A 19,736-nucleotide genomic window follows, 5' to 3' on the forward strand; every position below is an offset into this window, starting at 1 on the left:
CACCTCTAGCCGAGAAGGCCGTTTTCGTTGCGGCTGATCGGCATCAGTTTCTCGACATTGCCGAGGATGCGATCGTTATTGACCATGAGCGCCGCCGACAGAGAATCGCGCATGTGGCGGCCGACGCTATGGGCCCCGTCGTTGCGATAGCCGCCAATGCCGATGACGAGCATGGCCTGGCGCACGATGTCGGCCACCGCCGTCGATGTGGTCACCTTCAGATTGTTCATGGCGACCGCGAAGGCCACCGACGATAGCTCCGCTTCATCGCCCTTGACCGCCTCGAAGCGACGCAGGCCATCGAGCACATCGGCCTTCATCTGCTGCAAGGCGCCGACCGTCTGCGTCAGCCGACGGGCGGCGGCAGGCGTCGCGCCCGGCTGGCGTCGTGCTTCGGCGCGCACGCAAGCCCGGGCCCGCGCCACCGCATCGGCGGCGATGCCATACCAGACGCTGCTCCACAGAATATGCGCCATGGCCAGCATGGATTGCGCGGCGATCTCAGCGAAGGGCTTGTCGAGGATCTGCTCGCGCGGCGCGCGCGCGGCAAAACGAAAGCCTTCCGAACAGGTGCCGCGCATGCCCAGCGTGTCCCAGGCGATGGTCGGCTCAAGCACATATTGATGCTTCTGGATGACGGCCATCAGCTGATCGGAGCTTGGCGCCTCGGCATTGCGACGCGCCGTGATCAAGATTGCGTCGGCCTTCATGCCATAGGAGATGACATTGGCCTCTTTGCGCAGCTGGAAGAAGCTAGCGTCCTCTTCCGGTTCGATGGCGCAGATGCTTGAGCGCATGTCGCCGCCGACGCCACCTTCGGTGGTGGCGGACGCCAGCAGCAATTGCTTTTCGGCGATCTGCTGCATGAAGCCGCGATGCCAGGCGGAGCCCTGCCCATGGGTGACGAGGCTCGAGGTTTTGATCTGATGCATGGCGAAGATCATCGCGGTCGAGGCGCAAGCCTGGCCCAGGATGCTGCAAACATCGGCGACCTCCGCGGCAGAGGCACCCTCTCCCCCCAATTCGACGGGGATCATCAGGCCCAGCAGCCGCCCTTCCTTCAGCACCTCGAGGGCCTCGGCCGGAAAGCGGCTGTTGCGGTCAACATCGTCAGCAAATTCGCGCGCGACCGTGGCGGCGGCTTCCGCACGTTGCCGCACCAGGCTCCGGGGGAACCGCTCTTCAACCTTTGGTTTGACCGCCACACTCATTTCGCCCGCCCCAAAAATCCAAACTGTCAAAATCTAATTTGTATTGAGATGTTAAGGTGGGGCACTGTAGAATCCCTTAAGTCGACCTGCGAGGGATCCCGCCTAAACCGCGACATCGTTAGCAAGTTGCTTCGCCAAAACTCTCGAGGCCGCCCGCGACCGGGAGCGTTAACAGTCTATTAAGTCTCCGCTGCGGCCCGAACGGTATTTACCCCCAATCACGGGTAGATGCATCACTTCTAGCATCGCAGCGCATCTGAGTGGAGTTTCCCCGTCCCGTGCATGCCGTCGCCTTTGATACCAGTTTCGGCATGTTTCACGACGCCAGCGGCGATACCGCTGTCGTTCTGATGGCGCCGTTCGGCGTCGAGGGACTGGCGGCGCACAAAAGCCTGCGGCTGCTGGCCGAGGATTGCGCGCGGCGCGGCTTTCCCACCCTGCGGTTCGACTTCCCCGGCACGGCCAATGCACTTGGCGACGAGGCTGAATTCGACCTGATCGCCAGCCGCTGTGCGGCGGCAAAACAAGCCGTTGCGTGGATCCGCAAACAGACCGGCCTCACCAAGGTCATTCTCATCGGCTTACGACTGGGTGCCTCCATCGCCGCCATGATCGGCCCTGCGGTGCAGGCCGAGCGCGTCGTGCTGATGGCGCCGGTTGTTTCGGGCAAACGCTATCTGCGGGAATTGAAATCGCTGGTCCAACTGACCAAGGGCGCCGAAGCCCTTGCCAAGGAAGCCCTTGCCAGTGACGGGTCAGACCAGGAATTCGATGGCTTTCGCTTCAGCGTGGCTTCGCTAGCCGCGCTGCAGGCGATGAATCTGGCCGCCCTGCCGGCGCCGGCGCCTGACGTTTTGATCCTGGCGCCCGACGGCCAGCCGGCGATGGCCAAACTGGGCGACACATGGCGCGGCAGCCCGAGCGCCAGCGGCGCGCGCGTCACCCTGCTCGCTTTCGAGGGTTTCGCTGGCCTTATTGCCGACCCGACCGTGGCGGAACCGCCGCGCACCGACCTGACGCAGGTCGCCGCCTGGCTCGGCGTCGCCGCCCCCCTGCCCCGGCCGGCAGCCCCGATCACGCCGGCAAGCCTCGAAACCGAGACCTTCATCGAAACAGCAGCGGCTTTCGGCTCGGACGACCAGGTCTTCGGTTTGTTCTGCCGGGCACGGCAGCCCAATCCCGACGTGCCGGTCGTCATCTTGCTCAACACCGGCGCCAACCCGCACTATGGCTGGGCCCGACAGACGGTGGAGGTGGCGCGCCAGCTCGCCGCCAGCGGCATTTCCAGCCTGCGGATCGATACCAGCGGCATCGGCGAGACGCCGGATCTGCCGGGACGGCCGAGCCGCGTCGTCTATGTGCCGACATCGAGCGCCGATGTAGTGGCCGCTGTCGATTGGCTTGAAGCCCAAGGCTACCATCGCCCGATCGTCGCTGGCACCTGTAGCGGCGCTTATCTCGCCTTCCAGACCGCATTGATCGAGCCGCGCCTGTCGGCGATCGCGATGATCAATCTGCAAAAATTCTTCTGGGACGACAGCCAGCGCCTGACCATCTATTCGTCGACCGGCCATTATCTCTCGCAGCTCTGGCAGCCGGCACTGTGGTCACGCCTGATGCGCGGCGAGATCGACACCGCCGGCATTCTCAGCACGGTCGGCCAGCGCCTGTCGCGCACCATCCGTTTCCGTCTGCAGCGTGTCGTCGGCTCGGTGGATGAAGACAGCGAGCATGCCAAGATCCTGCGCAGCTTTGCCAGTTTCCGTGCCCGTGGCGTGAGGATTCTCATCGGCTATACAATTGGCGATGGCGGCATCGATGAAATGATTTTGCATCTGGGCCGCAACGCCAGCCATGTCGCCGGCCCCAACCTGCGCTTTACAGAGATCAAAGCCTTCGATCACAATTTCACCTCGCCGCGTGACCGCGCGCAACTGATCCCGGCGCTGCGCGATTTCGCGTTGGAAAGCACGCGCCCTGCTTCGCGCGCCGCGACCGCCGCCGAATAGGGCGGCAACCCGTCATACGGGCCGCGTGACCTACGCGCTGACAGCGTGCTAGCGTTCCTCCAGAGCAAAACGCTATAGACATTGCCGAAGACAATTCGGCATGCTGGGAGGACAGTCGTGCAGGCCATCGATATCTATACCCATATCTTTCCCGACACCTTCTTTGCTGAGCTGAGCAAGGCCTCGCCGAAATTGGGGAACATCGGCCAACGTCTGCGCAGCATTCCGCCCCTGTTCGATCTCGACGTGCGCTTCAAGGCGATGGACAAGGCCGGCACCGACTATCAGCAGGTGATCTCGCTGCCCAATCCGCCGCTGGAAGACATCGCCACGCCTGATCTGGCGCGACATCTGGCGCGTGTCGCCAATGATGCGATGGCCGAGCTGGTCGCCAAGCACAGAGATCGATTTCCGGCCTTCGTGGCAGCCATTTCCATGCTCGACATCGACAGCGCGCTCATCGAGATCGACCGCGCGGTGACGCAGCTGGGCGCCAAGGGCATTCAGATTTTCACCAATGTCGCGGGCAAGCCCCTCGACCTGCCCGAATATGATCCGGTGTTCGCCGCCATGGCGCGACACGATCTGCCGATATGGCTGCATCCGGCGCGCACATCCGAGATGACCGACTATGCCAGCGAAAAGAAGTCACGCTACGAAATGTGGTGGTGTTTCGGCTGGCCTTACGAAACCTCGGTGGCGATGGCGCGGCTGGTCTTCTGCGGCGTCTACGATCGCTATCCCAACCTCAACATCATCACCCATCACTGCGGTGGCATGATCCCCACCTACGATGGCCGCATTGGCCCAGGACTCGATGTGCTCGGCAGCCGCACGGCGGATGAGGATTATTCAAACGTGCTGCCGTCGCTGAAGCGGCCGCATCTCGACTATTTCCATAATTTCTATGGCGACACGGCGATGTTCGGCGCGCAGACCGGCCTGCACAGCGGGCTCAAATTCTTCGGCGCCGATCATGTGGTGTTTTCAACCGATGCACCGCTCGGCCCGATCGGCGAGACGATCAAGGCCGTTGAAGGTCTGGATCTCTCCAAGGACGATCTCGCGAAAGTCATGTCCGGCAATGCCAAGCGCTTGCTGAAATTGCAAACCGTTTAAGTAGCCATGGCATCGACGCGCGGCTAGAAGAAACCCTAGCAGGATATAGAAAATCCTTGGTGTCATTCCCGACGCGCCGAAGGCGCGAGCGGGAATCCAGGGGCGAGTGGTAAAACGTTGCGTGATGGCTGCGCGTCACGGTTTCAACAGGCATTTACCGTTTGCCCCTGGATCCCCGCTCAGCCGCTGCGCGGCTGTCGGGGATGACACCGAGGCTTTCAACAGTCCTCTAGGGAGCTAAGGAAACCTCATTAGGACATCGATATGAAAATCTGCATTTATGGCGCCGGTGTCATCGGCGGCGTGTTGGCGGGTTCGCTTCTCAAGGCTGGGCACGAGGTCTGCGCCATCGCACGCGGCGCGCAGCTCGAAGCGCTGCGCGACAAGGGCCTGACCATCATCACCCCGGCGGCAACCGCGACCTATCAGCTGCCGGTCTCCGCCTCGCCGGCGGATTTTGGCCCGCAGGATCTCGTTATCATCACCACCAAGACCCCGGCGCTCGATGACGTGGCAAAAAGCATCGCGCCGCTGCTCGGTCCGCAGACCATGGTTGGCTTCTCCGTCAACGGCGTGTTCTGGTTTTATGGTGATGGCTTCGCGCCCGGCGGCACCAAGATCGACGTCAGTCGTCTCGATCCCAACGGCACGCTGCATCGGGAAATCGGCGCCGAGCGGGCGCTTGGCATCGTCGTCTGGTCGGGTGGAGAAATCCGCGAGCCTGGCGTGATCCGCGCCAGCCGCGCTGGCGGGCGCATCGCCATCGGCCCGGCCCTGCCGCAGAACGCGGCGCGCTCCCGCGCGCTCATCGAAGCCATGAACATCACCGACCTGACGGTCGACATCGCCGATGATGTGCGCGTGCCGATGTGGGAGAAATTCATCACTGTCAGCGGGGTTTTCGGACTCTGCGCTTTGACCGGCGCGACGATCGGGCAGATCCATGCCGATCCGGAAACCCAGGCCGTCATGCTGGCGGTGCAAGGGGAAGCCGATCGGATCGCCCGCGCCCATGGCATCACCGACACGAAATTCAATGCCGAACAGCTGCGGGCCAATCCAGTCGCTTCACCGCACAAGCCCTCCATGCTACAGGACCTTGAACGTGGCAGGCGCATGGAAATCGAGAGCACTTATCTCGTCCTCCAGGATCTGGCGCGCCAGGCCGGCATTGCCACGCCCGCGCTAGACGTGGTCGCGCCGCTCCTGGCTATGCGGGCCCGGGTCGCCGGCTGTTACTAGACAATATCAGGGTTATTGACATCTGAGGCATGAGCTTCCTATCTTGCGCCATCGCAGAGGGTGATGCGAGGGGAGGTTTACATGCGTATTCTGGGAGGAGCCGTTTCCGTAGCGGCGTTGATGCTGGCGACCGTTTGCGCACAAGCGCAGATCGCCAACGGCACGGTGAAGATCGGCGTCCTGACCGATCTGTCCGGCGGGTATGAGCAGAATTCCGGCCACGGCTCGGTGGAAGCGGCCCGCATGGCCGCCGAGGAGTTCGGCGGCAAGATCAATGGCGCGACGATTTCGATTCTCGCCGGCGACCACCAGAACAAGCCCGACGTCGGTGTGTCCGTGGCCAATCGCTGGTTCGATGTCGACAAAGTCGACATGGTGACCGATCTGGTCAATTCCGCCGTCGGCTTCGCCGTTCTCGACGCCGCCAAGGCGAAGAACAAAATGGTCATGCTGACCAGCGCCGGTTCGGCCGATTTCACCGGCAAGGCCTGCGCCCCCGACAATTCCGTGCATTGGGTCTATGACACCTATCAGATCGGCAGGACGATCGGCCAAGCGGTGCCGCAGCTCGGCAACAAATGGTTCTTCATCACCGCCGATTATGCCTTCGGCATCGCGCTGGAACAGGGTGTCACCGCTGCCATCAAGCCGGCCGGCGCCAGCGTCGTCGGTTCGGTGCGCGCGCCGCTCGGCACCACTGATTTCTCGTCTTTCGTGCTGCAAGCGCAAGCCTCGAAGGCCGACGTGGTGGCCCTCAACAACGGCGGCGACGACGGCATCAACTCGATGAAGGCGGTGCGCGAATTCGGCCTTCTTACGGGCGGCATGAAGGTTGCTGCGCTGGGTCTCGATTCGCTGCCGGCGCTCAAGAGCGCGAGCCTGGAAGTGGCGCAGGGCAGCATGTTCGCCACCACCTGGTACCCTGATTTGAACCCAGAAGCGCAGGCGTTCATGAAGAAATTCATCGAACGTCGCAAGACCGCGCCAGGCCCGTTCCAGGTCGGCACCTATTCGGCGGTTCTCAACTATCTGAAGGCCGTGCAGGCGACCAATTCGACCGACCCGAAGACCGTCATCGCCAAGATGCGGGCCACGCCGGTCAAGGACGCTTTCACCAACAACGGCGTCCTGCGAGCTGATGGCCGCATGGTCCACGACGTCTATCTCGTGCAGGTGAAGTCGCCGCAGGAGTCGAAGAGCGAGTGGGACATGCTGAAGGTCGTCAAGGAGATGAAGGGTGAGGACGTGTTCCGCCCGCTCTCCGACAACGCCTGCCCCGCGCTCGCCAAGAATTAAGCCTGTCTCGCGGCCCGCAGCGTCATGCGCTCCGGGCCGCTTGGCCGTCTATAGATTGCATCCATGTCAGCACCCCATGACGAACCGATTCTGCGGCTCGAGAACGTGTCGAAATCGTTCTTTGGCTTCTATGCCGTGCGTGATTTCTCGCTCGACGTTCATCGCGGCTCCATCCATGCGCTGATCGGCCCGAATGGCGCCGGTAAGACGACGATTTTCAATCTGGTGACGAAGACGCTGCCGCCGACCAGCGGGCGCATCTCGTTCAAGGGCATCGACATCACCAAGCGCAGTCCCAGCGAAGTGGCGCGGCTCGGCATGGTGCGCTCGTTCCAGATTTCGGCGGTTTTCGCCAGCCTGACGGCGCTGGAGAATGTCAGCATCGCCCTGCAGCGCTTCCGCTCCGATGGCTTCGCCTTCTGGAAGTCGGCGAGCGTGCTGCGCGACCTTGATGAGCGAGCCCTGTCCCTGCTCAGCGACGTGGGCATTGAAAGCTATGCCAATATTCGTGCCTCGGAACTGCCCTATGGCCGGCGCCGCGCGCTGGAGATCGCCACCACTTTGGCGCTGGAGCCGGAACTGTTGATGCTCGATGAGCCGACAGCCGGCATGGGCCACGAGGATGTCGATCGCATCGCCGCGCTGATCAAGAACGTGGCGCGCAAGCGCACCGTGCTGATGGTCGAGCATAATCTTTCCATCGTCTCCGATCTGTCGGACCGCATCACGGTGCTGGCGCGAGGCGAACGATTGGCGGAAGGCCCCTACGATGTCGTGTCGAAGGATCCCGCCGTCATCGAAGCCTATGTGGGCAGCGAGCATGACTGACACCCGCGTTCTCTCGGTCGACAATGTCACCGGCCACTATGGCGATTCCCACATCCTGCATGGCGTCTCCATGCATGTGAACGAGGGCGAAGTCGTCACCATCATCGGCCGCAACGGCGCCGGCAAGACCACCCTGCTGCGCGCCATCATGGGCATTCTGACAAAGCGCGGCGGCTCGATCACCGTGCGCGGCCAGGAAACCATCACTCTGCCGCCGGAGCGTATCGCCCGTCTCGGCATCGGCTATGTGCCGGAAGAGCGCGGCATCTATGCGACGCTCGACGTCACCGAAAACCTGATGCTGCCGCCGAAAATCGCGGCCGGCGGCATGAGCGTCGAGGATATCTACAAGCTCTTCCCCAATCTGTATGAGCGCCGACGCAGCCCCGGCACGCGCCTGTCGGGCGGCGAGCAGCAGATGCTGGCCATCGCCCGCGTGCTGCGCACAGGTGCCAAGTTCCTGCTGCTCGACGAGCCGACGGAAGGCCTGGCGCCCGTCATCGTGCAACAGATCGGCGCGACGATCGAATTGATGAAACGGCAGGGCATGACACTGATCCTGGTGGAGCAGAACTTCCGCTTCGCCTCGCGCCTCGCCGATCGCCATTATGTGATGGAACACGGCTGCATCGTCGATGCGATCGATCGCTCGCAGGTCGAAGCGCGCATGGATTCCATCAAATCCTATCTCGGCATCTAGGAGCAGACGCCCTTGTCGATGCAGGCACTCTTCGGACAACTACTGGTCGGGCTCATCAACGGCTCGTTCTATGCGATGCTCAGTCTCGGGTTGGCGATCATTTTCGGCCTCCTTGGCATCGTCAACATCGCCCAGGGCGCGTTCTACATGCTCGGCGGCTTCATCACCTGGATGCTCCTGAACTATGCCGGCATCGGCTATTTCTGGTCGCTACTCCTGGTGCCGCTGATCGTCGGCCTGATTGGCGCGGCGATCGAGCGAACGCTGCTCAATCGGATCTATAATCTCGACCATATGTACGGTTTGCTGCTGACCTTCGGCATCATGATGTTCATCCAGGGCATGTTCGTGCATTTCTTCGCCACCGCCGGCAAGCCCTATGCGGTGCCGGCGGCGCTTACCGGCGGCTATAATCTCGGCTTCATGTTCCTGCCGAAATATCGCGGCTGGGTGGTGCTGGCCTCGCTCGTTCTGTGCCTGACGACCTGGTATGCGATCGAGAAGACCTCGCTCGGCCGCACCTTGCGGGCCGCGACCGAGAATCCGACGCTGACGCGCGCCTTCGGCATCAATGTGCCGGCGCTGATGACCATCGGCTTTGGCATCGGCGTGGCACTGGCGGGTGCTGCCGGCGTGCTTGCGGCGCCGATCTATCCGGTGAGCCCGCTGATGGGCGCCGAACTGATCATCACCGTTTTTGCCGTGGTCGTCGTTGGCGGTCTGGGTTCGATCATGGGGTCGATCGTCACCAGCCTGATGCTGGGTCTGCTCGAAGGGCTGACCAAAGTGTTTTATCCGCAAGGCTCCAATATGGTCATTTTCGTCATCATGCTGATCGTGCTGCTGGTGCGGCCGGCTGGCCTCTTCGGCCGGGAGCGCTGAGCATGTCGCAACTCACTGACACCGCTTCCGCCACAGCGCCCAGCCGCACCCTCATCTGGTATGGCCTCGGCATCCTCGCGCTGCTGGCCGCGCCGTTCCTGTTCTATCCGGTGTTTCTGGTGAAGCTGCTGTGCTTCGCCCTGTTCGCCTGCGCCTTCAATCTGCTGCTCGGCTCCTGCGGCCTGCTGTCCTTCGGCCATGCCGCCTTCTTCGGCACAGCCGGCTATGTCGCCGGACACGCGGCGAAGGAATGGGGCTTTCCGTTCGAACTGGCGATCCTATGCGGCACCGGCGCTGCCGGCGTGCTCGGCTTCTTCTTCGGCTATGTGTCGGTGCGCCGCTCCGGCCTGCAGTTCGCCATGGTCACTTTGGCCCTGGCGCAGCTGGTCTATTTCCTGGCGTGGCAATTGCCGTTCACCCATGCGGAAGATGGGCTCAGCGCCATTCCGCGCGGCAAGGTGCTGGGTCTGTTCGATCTCGATAATATCTTCGTGCTTTATTACACGACGGCCGTGATCTTCCTTATCGGCTTCATCGCCATGCATCGCATGACCCACTCGACCTTCGGGCAATTGCTGCGCGCCATCCGCGATAATGAACCGCGCGCCATTTCGCTGGGCTATGAGGTCAACCGCTACAAGCTGATGGCCTTCGTTCTCTCGGCGACCTTGGCTGGCCTGGCCGGTTCGACCAAGGCGATCGCGCTGAAGATCGCGGCGCTCACCGACGTGCATTGGGCGACTTCGGGCAGCGTCATTCTGATGACCCTGCTCGGTGGCCTCGGCACCCTGCTCGGCCCCGTGGTCGGCGCCGGCGTGGTGCAGACGATCGAAGATTATCTCTCCGCTTTGCCAGCTGATTTCGCCGTCTTCGGCCTGTTCCGGCTGCCGCCGATCACCGCCATCGTCGGCGCTATTTTTATCATTTGCATTCTCTTGTTCCGGCGCGGCATCGTTGGAGAAATCCAGCATTGGCTTGGCCGGCGCTGAGGAGATTGGCCATGGAAACGACCTTGCAGAAGACCGCGCCAGTGCGTGACCCGCATCTGGGCGCCGTCGACAGCGTGATGGAAAAGCGCGCCGACGGCAGCATCATCGTCCGCAACATCCATCCGCTCGGCCCCTATCCGCGCAAGCTGACGGAACGGCTCGAACATTGGGCGCGTGTCGCCCCCGACCGCATCTATCTGGCCGAGCGCGATCCCGCCGCCGGCGATTGGCGCAGCGTCACCTATGGCGAGACGCTTGCCAAAGTGCGGGCGCTGGCGAGCGCGCTGCTGCAGCGCCCGGTTTCGCCGGAACGGCCCCTGCTCATTCTCTCCGGCAACGAGATCGAACATGCGCTGTTCGGCCTGGCCGCGCTCTATGCCGGCATTCCCTATGCGCCGATCTCGCCGGCCTATTCGCTGGTGTCGCGCGACTATAAGAAGCTGCGCCATATCTACAATCTGCTGACGCCGGGCCTGGTCTACGCCAGCGATGGCCAGGCCTTCACCGACGCCATCGCCGCTGTCGTCGCCCCCGATATCGAAGTGATCGTGCGCACCGGCAAGATCGAGGGCCGTCCCTGCTCGCTGTTCGATGACGCGGTGGCAACGCCCGTGTCGCCGGCGGTGGACGCGGCCCATGCGGCCGTCGAGCCGCAGACCATCGCCAAGATCCTGTTCACCTCCGGCTCCACCGGCGTGCCGAAAGGCGTCATCAACACGCAGCTGATGCTGTGCTCGAATATCGAGATGGCGACCTGGCACTATGCCTTCATGCGCGACGAACCACCGATCGTTCTCGATTGGTCGCCGTGGAACCACACCGCCGGCGGCAACAACAATTTCAACGTCATCCTCCACAATGGCGGCACGCTCTATATCGACGATGGCCGGCCGACCCCAGGCGGCATCGCCGCCACCGTGCGCAATCTCAAGGAGATCGCGCCGACTTGGTATTTCAACGTGCCGAAGGGGTTTGACGCGCTGGTGCCCTTCTTCAAGGCCGACGAGCAGCTGCGCAAGAATTTCTACAGCCGCCTGCGCATGCTCTGGTACGCCGGCGCCGGCATGGCGCATCATCTGTGGGAAACGCTCGACGCGCTCGCGGTTGAGACCTGCGGCGAACGCATCGCCATTCTCTCCGGCCTCGGCTCGACCGAAACCGCGCCTTTCGCCATGGCGGCCGATCTGACCATGGCGGGCGCCGGCAAAGTCGGCCTGCCGGCGCGCGGCGTCGAAATGAAGCTCGCGCCTTCGGGCGGCAAATGGGAAGCCTGCTTTCGCGGCCCTTCGATGACGCCTGGCTATTGGCGCCAGCCCGAGCTCACCGCCAAGGCTTATGACGAAGAAGGTTTCTACAAGATCGGCGACGCCCTGAAATTCGTTAGCGAAGGCGACGTGACGAAGGGCTTCCTCTTCGACGGCCGCATCGCCGAAGACTTCAAACTGTCGACCGGCACCTGGGTCAGCGCCGGCAATATGCGCGCCGCTGTCATCGACACATTCGCGCCCTATGTGCAGGACGCTGTGATCGCCGGTCTCGACCAGGATTATGTCGGCGTGCTCGTCTTCCCCGACATCGCCGCCCTCAGGACCCTGTGTGCGCCCGATTGCGCTGACGCGCCTGTTGCCGAGGTGGTGAAACACCCGGCGGTGCGCGCCAGGATACAGGACATTCTCGATGTTCTGCGCCAGCGCGGCACCGGCAGTTCCAATCGCGTCGAGCGGCTGATCCTGATGGACACGCCGCCGTCGCTGGACAAGGGCGAGATGACCGACAAGGGCTCGATCAACCAGCGCGCCGTGCTCGAGCTGCGCCGCGCGCTCGTTGACGATCTCTACAGCGCCACGCCTTCGGACACTGTGCTGATCGCCAAACGCTAAGGATAGTCCTGATAGGGACAATCAACCTGCGGCCGCCAGACCAGTCCCTGGCCCGGCACATAGACCTGCACGCGGCTGCCATAGCAGCCGCTATAGCCAAATGGCGCGCCATTGACGGGCGCGCCTTGCGGCACGGGCACATAACCTCCGGGCGCTGCCTGATAAGGCGGAGCCGCCCATCGTTGGCGCGGTGCATGATGACGGCCCGCTGACAGCTTATGTGGCGCGGCGTGACGCTGCACCCGCTGATGTTTCTGAACTTGCGCTTCGGCCGGGACCGTGCCGACCGGCACAGTGAGCGTGGCCAGCACAAAGGCACTCAGGACGCTCAGAACTATTCGATCCGCACGCATCGGCGCCTCCCATACGCACTCAAGTGCGTATGCTGGAACATTAGCATAAATCTCTTTAGTGTTCGCCTCGTTCCAACAGTGATTTGGGGGACACGATGTTTGAATGTTCCAGCGTGAGTTCGACAGAGAACGATCCGTTCGGCCGCTGTATCTGCCACAGCCCGGCCTTCGCGCGACTGAATGCCCAGCTCGACGCAAAGTTCTCCCGCCGTGCCTTCCTCGGCGGGGCCGCCGCGATTGGCGCTGCCGCTTTCTGGCCGAAAGCTGCCTCCGCGGCCATCCCCGATGCCCCGGCCACGCCGATCGCGATCACCAACGTTCGGATCTTCGACGGCAAGTCTAACAAGCTCATCTCCGGTTCGCGCATTCTCATCGAAGGCAACAAGGTCAAAGCGATCGAACCCGGTAACGCGCCATTAGCTCAGGGCGTTCAGTCCATCGATGGCGGCGGCCGCACATTGATGCCGGGGCTGATCGATGCCCATTGGCATTCGATGATGGCCCCTGTTCCGATGATGGATTTATTGACCGCCGATGTCGGTTACATCACCTTGGTCGCATCGGAAGAAGCGCGTAAAACCTTGTTGCGTGGCTTCACCAGCATCCGTGATTTGGCAGGCCCATCTTTCAGCCTCAAACGTGCCATCGATAGCGGCTTAACATTTGGCCCTCGTATATGGCCGTCTGGCGCGATGATTTCGCAGACAAGCGGCCACGGCGATTTCCGCTTTCCTTACGAAGTACCGGCGCAGCCTAACGGTCCACTCAGCCGGGGCGAAGCGGTCGGCGGCGGCATGATCGCCGATGGCGTCGATGCCGTCTTGAAGCGGGTGCGCGAACAATTGATGCTCGGGGCCAGCCAGATCAAGCTCGCCGCCGGCGGCGGTGTTGCCTCAAATTTCGATCCGATCGACGTCAGCCAATACACGGAAGCCGAGTTCCGCGCAGCGGTCGACGCGGCCGAGAACTGGGGCACTTATGTCACGGTGCATGCCTATACGCCGCGCGCCATTCAGACTGCCATTCGCGGCGGCGTGCGCTGCATCGATCATGGCCAGCTCATGGACGAAGAGACGGCGAAGATCATGGCCGACAAGGGCATCTGGTTCTCTTCCCAGGCGTTCATCGAAAATGAATACGCCAATCCCTATCCGGAAGGCTCGGCCAATCGCGCCAAGCAGATGACCATGTTCGCGGGCACCGACACCGCTTATGGCCTCGCTAAGAAATATAAGCTCAAGACCGCCTGGGGTACCGATATTCTCTTCGAGCCGTCGATGACGAAGAATCAGGGCGCAATCCTGACGACGATGTCGCGCTGGTACTCCAACGACGAAGTCTTGCAGATGGCGACGAGCGGTAACGCCAATCTTCTGGCCATGTCGGGACCGCGTAACCCCTACCCCGGCAAGATCGGTGTCATCGAAGCCGGTGCTTATGCGGACATCCTGCTCGTCGATGGCGATCCGATCGCCGATATCAAGCTCCTCGCCGATCCCGAAAAGAACCTGAAGCTTATCATGAAAGATGGTCGGATCTACAAGAATACTCTGACCTAAACGCCGGCCTTATGAGGCCCCGCTTGCTATCCTGGCAGCGGGACCTTGAATCGCGCACTCAGAAACTCGTGCGCTGGCGGATGGCGGCCGAGAGCGTGCCTTCGTCGAGATAGTCGAGCTCGCCGCCGACGGGCACGCCATGGGCGAGGCGGGTCAGCTTGACGTTGGTGTGGGAGAGGACGTCAGTGATGTAATGAGCGGTCGTCTGGCCATCGACCGTGGCATTGACCGCCAGGATCACCTCGGTGACGCCGCCACCGGCGACGCGTTCGACCAGCATGCCGATGTTGAGATCTTCAGGCCCGATGCCATCGAGCGGCGACAGGGTGCCGCCGAGCACATGATAGCGTGAACGCACCGCGCCCGAGCGCTCCAACGCCCACAGATCGGAGACGGTCTCGACGACGACGATGGTTGTGGGGTCGCGACGCGGATCGGCGCAGATGGTGCACGGATCGATCGTGTCGACATTGCCGCAGGACGAACAGGTGCGCACGCGCTGATGGGCGACCTGCATGGCGTCCGCCAGCGGCCCAAGCAATTCCTCGCGCTTGCGGATCAGATGCAGCGCGGCGCGACGGGCCGAGCGCGGACCCAGGCCCGGCAGACGCGCCAGAAGCTGAATCAGACGTTCGATCTCCGGCCCGGCGACCCGCTCGGCCATGACTAGAACGGCAGTTTCATGCCGGGCGGCAGCGGCAGTCCGGCCGTCACCGATTTCATCTTCTCTTCCATGGTGCGCTCGGCTTTCTTGCGCGCATCCTCATGGGCGGCGAGGATCAGATCCTCGACGATTTCCTTCTCGTCGGCCTTGAGCAGGGACGCATCGACGGAAATGCCCTTCATGGCGCCCTTGGCGGTGAGGGTGACTTTCACCAACCCGCCGCCCGACTGTCCTTCAACCTCGATGCGCTCGAGCTCGGCCTGCATGTCTTGCATGCGGCTCTGCATCTCTTGCGCCTGTTTCATCAGTCCCATGATGTCTTTCATGGCTTATCCTTTAAAGATCATCTTCGGTGTAGCTGTCGTCAGTATAGCCGATTTCATCGTCGCTCGGCCCGGCAAGCAGCATCGGCTCGGGCGGCGGCAAGGCGTCCTCGGCCGATTTCACCCCGACGATTTCGGCGCCGGGAAAACGTTCGAGCACGCTGCGCACCAGGGGATCGGCGCGCACGCCAACCAGAAGATCCTGTTTGCGCGCGTCGCGCTGCTCAAGAATAGTTGGCGCGCCTTCGGCCGAAACCACCACCGCCATCCAGCGCTGGCCGGTCCAATCCTGCAGTTTGCGCGACAGGGTGGCGGCAAGCTGCGCCGAAGCGCCCGGCGCCAAAGCGAATTCGATCGAGCCTTGCTCGAAACGCACCAGGCGCACGTCGCGCTCGAGCGCCATTTTGAGCTGGATGTCGCGGTTGATCTGGGCCAGCGCCACCACGTCCTCGAAACGGGCGAGCTGCACGCGCGGTGCGGTGCTCGCCTGAACCTGAACGCGCGGCGCCGGCGACGATGTGGCCAACATCGGTCGTGCGCCGCCAGCGACGGCCACGGCGCCACCGCCGCCACCACCACCGTTACTGACCATGGCGCGAGATGGGGCCGGACCTTCATTGGGGCTGTCGGCCAGCCGGCGCAGCACATCCTCGGGGCTCGGCAGATCGGTCGCGTAAGCTAGGCGAACCAGAACCATGTCGGCGGCGGCCAGGGGGCGCGGCGACGACTTGAGATCCATGATCCCCTTGGAAATGATCTGCCAGGCGCGGGTGAGCACGCCGATGCTGAGCGTGTCGGCGAACTCGCGGCCACGGGTGCGCTCGTCCTGGCCGATCGAGGCGTCGAGCCGCGACTCCGGCGCCAGCTTCAGCCGGGTGACGAAATGGATGAATTCGGCCAGGTCGGTCAGCACCAGCGCCGGATCGGCGCCCTGGTCGTAGAGTTCCTTCAGGCCGTCGAGAGCGACGGCGATGTCGCCTTTCATCACCGCCTGGAACAGGTCGATGATGCGGCCGCGATCGCCGGTGCCGAGCATGGTGCGGATGCTCTGGGCGCTGATCGGCTCGCCGGCGGCGGCGTGCGCAATGGCCTGGTCGAGCAGCGACAGGGAATCGCGCACCGAGCCTTCGGCGGCGCGGGCGATGAGAGACAGCGCCCGTTCGTCGATATCGACCTTCTCGCTCGTGCAGAGCTTGCCGAGATGGCCGATCAGTACATCCGATTCGACGCGGCGCAGATCGAAGCGCTGACAACGCGAGCGCACTGTCACCGGCACTTTCTCGCTTTCCGTCGTCGCGAACAGAAACTTCACATGCTCCGGCGGCTCTTCGAGCGTCTTCAACAGCGCGTTGAAAGCCGACTTCGACAGCATGTGCACTTCGTCGATGATATAGACTTTGTAGCGCGCCATCACCGGGCGATAGCGGGCGCCCTCGATGATTTCGCGCACGTCGTCGACGCCAGTGTGCGAGGCGGCGTCCATCTCGATGACGTCGACATGGCGCGATTCGATGATCGCCTGGCAGTGGGCGCCGAGCTCCGGCATGTCGATTGACGGGCGGTCGATGGCCGGATGACCGTCCTTGGCGGGCAGTTCGTAGTTGAAGGCCCGCGCCAGGATACGCGCCGTCGTCGTCTTGCCGACACCGCGCACGCCGGTCAGCAGATAGGCCTGATGAATGCGGTTGAGTTTGAAGGCATTGGTCAGGGTGCGAACCATCGCCTCCTGGCCGATCAGATCGTCGAAGCTCGACGGCCGGTATTTGCGAGCCAGCACCCGATAGGCCCCCGTGGGGCCTGCGGCCGGCGCTGCACCAAGATCAAGGCCAAGCCCTGGGCCAAGATCAAGCCCGAGGCCCGGTTCGTCCGCCGTGGACGCTCCCGATGTCTGTTCGTCGCGCCCGTCGCTCATGAGCCTCGCTACCCGATCCCGCCGCCAGGCGGGCGGAACAGGCCTGTTTCGGAGCCCTGCTCCGCCGAAACGGCCGGATTATCCGGAATGTAATGTCATAGCGCTTTGCGGTTTGACATCATCAAACGCCACAAAGACGCGTCAAAACAATAACTAAAAGCAAAAATGCGCTTCTTCGAAACGCATTTTGCTTGAGTAGGAGGCTGGACAGAGACCCGCCCGATCTCGTTAGGGCTGCTTCCTTCCGGACCTGACCCGGTTGGCGAGTGGAACGTCCACCGCCAACCTCCCGGCCCTTATTTGGCAGGGCGAGCCCGGTTTCGCAAGCCGCCAGAACAAGGAATCCCAGGTTCCGTCTCGGCACCGCGCGCTTGGGTCACATCTGGCCAGTTTCTGGTCAAGCTTTGAGGCAAGTTTCGATTGCCGCCACCGGGGTGGCGGGTGAAACTGCCACGATAGAATCGCGAGCGCTTTTTCGTATGCAAAATCATATCTCCGCCGGGGAATTGTCCGCCGCCACCGGCTATGCCTTCAACCCCATCGACCGCCTGTCCGAACGCCGCGATGAACCGGGCCTTTTCGACAGCTTTTTCGACGATCCCACCAGCCGTTTTGTCGTCATCGGCCGTGACCGGCCGGTGCTGAAAAGCCAGGACGGCACGCTTGACCCGCTGCACACCCGGGCCGAGGCCCTGGCGATCGGCCCGGCGCGAGAAACCGTGCTGCTTGGTAAGGAAGGCGAGCGCGCCCTTTTCGCCCTAATGATCGACGACAGCGCCATCACGATCGAGGAAACGGTGAGCGCCAGCGGGCTCATCGACACCCGCCGGCAGATCATTCCCGGCCGGCCCGACCTGGTGGTGCGCGACCTGCGCTCCGTCGCCACCGAGGGCCTGCTGCCCACAGCCCAAGTCGGCTATCTCGGCCAGGCCAAGAGCGTCATGTATTGGCATGCCCACCATCGCTTCTGCAGCAATTGCGGCGCGCCCTCCCATGTGGTCGGCGCCGGCTGGCGGCGTGAATGCCCCACCTGCGGCGCGCAGCATTTTCCGCGCACCGATCCGGTGGTGATCATGCTGGCGGTGAGCGGTGACGACTGCCTGCTCGGCCGTTCCGGCCGCTTCGGCAAGGGCATGTATTCGGCGCTCGCCGGCTTTCTCGAGCCCGGCGAGACGATCGAGGATGCGGTGCGCCGGGAAATCCTGGAGGAATCGGGCATCCGAATCGGCCGCGTCGCCTATATCGCCTCGCAGCCCTGGCCCTTCCCCTCCTCGCTGATGATCGGCTGCGTGGCGCAGGCGCTCAATCGCGACATCGTCGTCGACCAGACCGAGCTGGAGGATTGCCGCTGGTTCACCCGACAGGATGTCGATTTGATGCTCCGGCGCAGCCACCCCGACGGCTTTGAAGCGCCCCACCCGATCGCCATCGCCCATCACCTGCTGCGCGCCTGGCACGAAGGCAAAACGCCGGCCGTCTAAGCAAAGCCGCGCAACGCCAGTCGCCCACTGTCACATAACCGCAGTGCGAATATGTTCTTGGGGCCGTAGTGATCCTCGGAAAGTCCGGGTGGAGAACTGCGGATGGCGCTCTCTTTCGTCGATGCCGGGCATCCGGCGGCGCGCAAACGTCGGCCTCGGCCGCAAATTCAGGCAGCCGATCGCACCGATCCGCTGCGCCTGCTCTTGGTGACCGACGCCTGGTCGCCACAGATCAATGGCGTTTCGCGCACTTATGAATGGCTATCACGGACGCTACCGGAGCTGGGCGTCGATCTGCATCTACTGACGCCGCAGGGCTATCGGTCGGTCCCGATGCCGTCCTACCCCGCCATCCGCCTGGCCCTGCCGCCGCCGCGCAGCGTGCCGCACCGCATCGCCGCCGTCGCACCGCATATTGTCCATATCGCCACAGAAGGGCCGATCGGCCTTTTGGCGCGGCTCTATTGCCACCGCCGGCGCATTCCCTTCACCACCTGCTTCCACACGCGCTATCCCGAATATATCGCGGCGCGTTGGCCGATTCCCGAGCGCTGGAGCTATGCGGCTCTGCGCTGGTTCCACAATGGCGCGGCAGCGACGATGGCCGCGACGCAGGCGCTTGCCAGCGAACTGCGCGGCCATGGCTACGCCCGCATGGTGCATTGGCGGCGCGGCATAGACACCAAGCTCTTCGCCGAAGGCCCTGTGGCGCAGTTCGATCTGCCACGGCCCTGGTTCCTGTTCGCTGGCCGGCTGGCGGTGGAAAAGAACATCGAGGCCTTTCTCCAGCTCGATCTGCCCGGTACCAAACTGGTGGCCGGCGACGGCCCGGCGCGGGCAATGCTGCAGCAGAAATATCCCCACGCCCGCTTTCTCGGCGCGCTCTCGAGCGCCGAACTGGGCACGGTCTATCGCGCCGCCGATGTGTTTGTCTTTCCGAGCCGCACCGACACGTTCGGCCTCGTCATGGCGGAAGCCTTGGCCGCCGGCCTGCCGGTCGCTTGCTATCCCTCAGATGGCGCCCGCGCTATTTTCGATGGCGAAGCCTGCGGCGTGATCGGCACGGATCTGCGCCAGGCGGCGCTGTCAGCGCTACGCATCGACAAGGCGCTGTGCCGTAAGGTCGGTGCGTCGCACAGCCTGGAACGCAGCGCCCGCAGCTTTCTGTCGATCGTGGAGAATGCCAAGGCGGCGACCAGCCTGCCGTGGCGATAGGGTTAGCTCCGCTTCACCGTCATTGCGAGCACAGCGAAGCAGTCCAGGAGCCAAGAATAGAGCCCTGGATATA

The 19,736-nt window shown here is 63.1% G+C and carries 17 protein-coding genes and 1 other RNA gene; 12 read left to right on the top strand and 6 right to left on the bottom strand.

Features of this window, described 5'->3' with window-relative positions; genetic code table 11:
- Nucleotides 1–5 precede the first annotated feature (5 nt).
- Nucleotides 6–1,211: an acyl-CoA dehydrogenase family protein gene (locus tag BLW50_RS17740; protein ID WP_090704891.1), complete on the bottom strand. Its 1,206-nt coding sequence runs from the start codon at nt 1,209–1,211 to the stop codon at nt 6–8.
- Nucleotides 1,212–1,471: 260 nt separating this feature from the next.
- On the opposite strand from BLW50_RS17740, the gene BLW50_RS17745 reads away from it, so the two are divergent.
- The 9 genes from BLW50_RS17745 to BLW50_RS17785 all read left to right on the top strand — a co-directional run bounded on the left by BLW50_RS17745 (nt 1,472) and on the right by BLW50_RS17785 (nt 12,156).
- A complete protein-coding gene (locus tag BLW50_RS17745; RefSeq protein ID WP_139267659.1) occupies nt 1,472–3,220 on the top strand; it encodes a hypothetical protein in 1,749 nt (582 codons plus the stop codon).
- 117 nt (nt 3,221–3,337) lie between these two features.
- Nucleotides 3,338–4,339, top strand: coding sequence for an amidohydrolase family protein (locus tag BLW50_RS17750; RefSeq protein WP_090704894.1), 1,002 nt, complete (start codon nt 3,338–3,340; stop codon nt 4,337–4,339).
- A gap of 264 nt (nt 4,340–4,603) precedes the next feature.
- The gene (locus tag BLW50_RS17755) at nt 4,604–5,581 is read left to right on the top strand and encodes a ketopantoate reductase family protein (protein WP_090704896.1); all 978 of its coding nucleotides are present in this window, start codon (nt 4,604–4,606) and stop codon (nt 5,579–5,581) included.
- An 81-nt stretch (nt 5,582–5,662) separates the two neighbouring features.
- Nucleotides 5,663–6,877, top strand: coding sequence for an ABC transporter substrate-binding protein (locus BLW50_RS17760; RefSeq protein ID WP_090704898.1), 1,215 nt, complete (start codon nt 5,663–5,665; stop codon nt 6,875–6,877).
- Between the two features lie 63 nt (nt 6,878–6,940).
- Nucleotides 6,941–7,705, top strand: coding sequence for an ABC transporter ATP-binding protein (locus tag BLW50_RS17765; protein ID WP_090704900.1), 765 nt, complete (start codon nt 6,941–6,943; stop codon nt 7,703–7,705).
- The gene (locus BLW50_RS17770) at nt 7,698–8,405 is read left to right on the top strand and encodes an ABC transporter ATP-binding protein (protein WP_244544292.1); all 708 of its coding nucleotides are present in this window, start codon (nt 7,698–7,700) and stop codon (nt 8,403–8,405) included. The genes BLW50_RS17765 and BLW50_RS17770 overlap by 8 nt, the downstream gene beginning before the upstream one ends.
- A gap of 18 nt (nt 8,406–8,423) precedes the next feature.
- A complete protein-coding gene (locus BLW50_RS17775; protein WP_090704904.1) occupies nt 8,424–9,287 on the top strand; it encodes a branched-chain amino acid ABC transporter permease in 864 nt (287 codons plus the stop codon).
- Nucleotides 9,288–9,289: 2 nt separating this feature from the next.
- Nucleotides 9,290–10,276: a branched-chain amino acid ABC transporter permease gene (locus tag BLW50_RS17780; RefSeq protein ID WP_090704907.1), complete on the top strand. Its 987-nt coding sequence runs from the start codon at nt 9,290–9,292 to the stop codon at nt 10,274–10,276.
- 11 nt (nt 10,277–10,287) lie between these two features.
- Nucleotides 10,288–12,156: a feruloyl-CoA synthase gene (locus tag BLW50_RS17785; protein WP_090704910.1), complete on the top strand. Its 1,869-nt coding sequence runs from the start codon at nt 10,288–10,290 to the stop codon at nt 12,154–12,156.
- On the opposite strand, the gene BLW50_RS17790 is transcribed toward BLW50_RS17785, so the two are convergent.
- The gene (locus BLW50_RS17790) at nt 12,153–12,509 is read right to left on the bottom strand and encodes a hypothetical protein (protein ID WP_139267660.1); all 357 of its coding nucleotides are present in this window, start codon (nt 12,507–12,509) and stop codon (nt 12,153–12,155) included. The two genes, BLW50_RS17785 and BLW50_RS17790, sit on opposite strands and share 4 nt — an antisense overlap.
- Before the next feature lie 113 nt (nt 12,510–12,622).
- On the opposite strand from BLW50_RS17790, the gene BLW50_RS17795 reads away from it, so the two are divergent.
- Entirely contained in the window at nt 12,623–14,068 is a 1,446-nt protein-coding gene (locus BLW50_RS17795) for a metal-dependent hydrolase family protein (RefSeq protein WP_244544293.1), read from the top strand.
- 58 nt (nt 14,069–14,126) lie between these two features.
- Here the strand turns inward: BLW50_RS17795 and recR are convergent, their stop codons facing one another.
- The 4 genes from recR to ffs form a co-directional block, all read right to left on the bottom strand.
- On the bottom strand, nt 14,127–14,732 hold the full coding sequence (gene recR, locus BLW50_RS17800; RefSeq protein WP_090704918.1) for a recombination mediator RecR: 606 nt from the start codon (nt 14,730–14,732) through the stop codon (nt 14,127–14,129).
- A gap of 2 nt (nt 14,733–14,734) precedes the next feature.
- Nucleotides 14,735–15,058, bottom strand: a complete 324-nt coding sequence (locus BLW50_RS17805; RefSeq protein ID WP_090704921.1) for a YbaB/EbfC family nucleoid-associated protein — start codon at nt 15,056–15,058, stop codon at nt 14,735–14,737.
- Nucleotides 15,059–15,068: 10 nt separating this feature from the next.
- Nucleotides 15,069–16,967 carry a DNA polymerase III subunit gamma/tau gene (locus BLW50_RS17810; RefSeq protein WP_090704922.1) on the bottom strand — a complete coding sequence of 633 codons (1,899 nt, stop codon included), beginning with the start codon at nt 16,965–16,967 and terminating at the stop codon, nt 15,069–15,071.
- A gap of 194 nt (nt 16,968–17,161) precedes the next feature.
- An RNA gene (gene ffs, locus BLW50_RS17815) (signal recognition particle sRNA small type) lies at nt 17,162–17,258 on the bottom strand.
- Between the two features lie 188 nt (nt 17,259–17,446).
- On the opposite strand from ffs, the gene nudC reads away from it, so the two are divergent.
- Entirely contained in the window at nt 17,447–18,448 is a 1,002-nt protein-coding gene (nudC, locus tag BLW50_RS17820) for an NAD(+) diphosphatase (protein WP_090704924.1), read from the top strand.
- A 102-nt stretch (nt 18,449–18,550) separates the two neighbouring features.
- Nucleotides 18,551–19,663, top strand: a complete 1,113-nt coding sequence (locus tag BLW50_RS17825) for a glycosyltransferase family 4 protein (protein WP_244544294.1) — start codon at nt 18,551–18,553, stop codon at nt 19,661–19,663.
- The last annotated feature ends 73 nt before the right edge of the window (nt 19,664–19,736 follow it).

This window comes from Beijerinckia sp. 28-YEA-48 (genome assembly GCF_900104955.1).
Taxonomy (GTDB): Bacteria; Pseudomonadota; Alphaproteobacteria; order Rhizobiales; family Beijerinckiaceae; genus Terripilifer.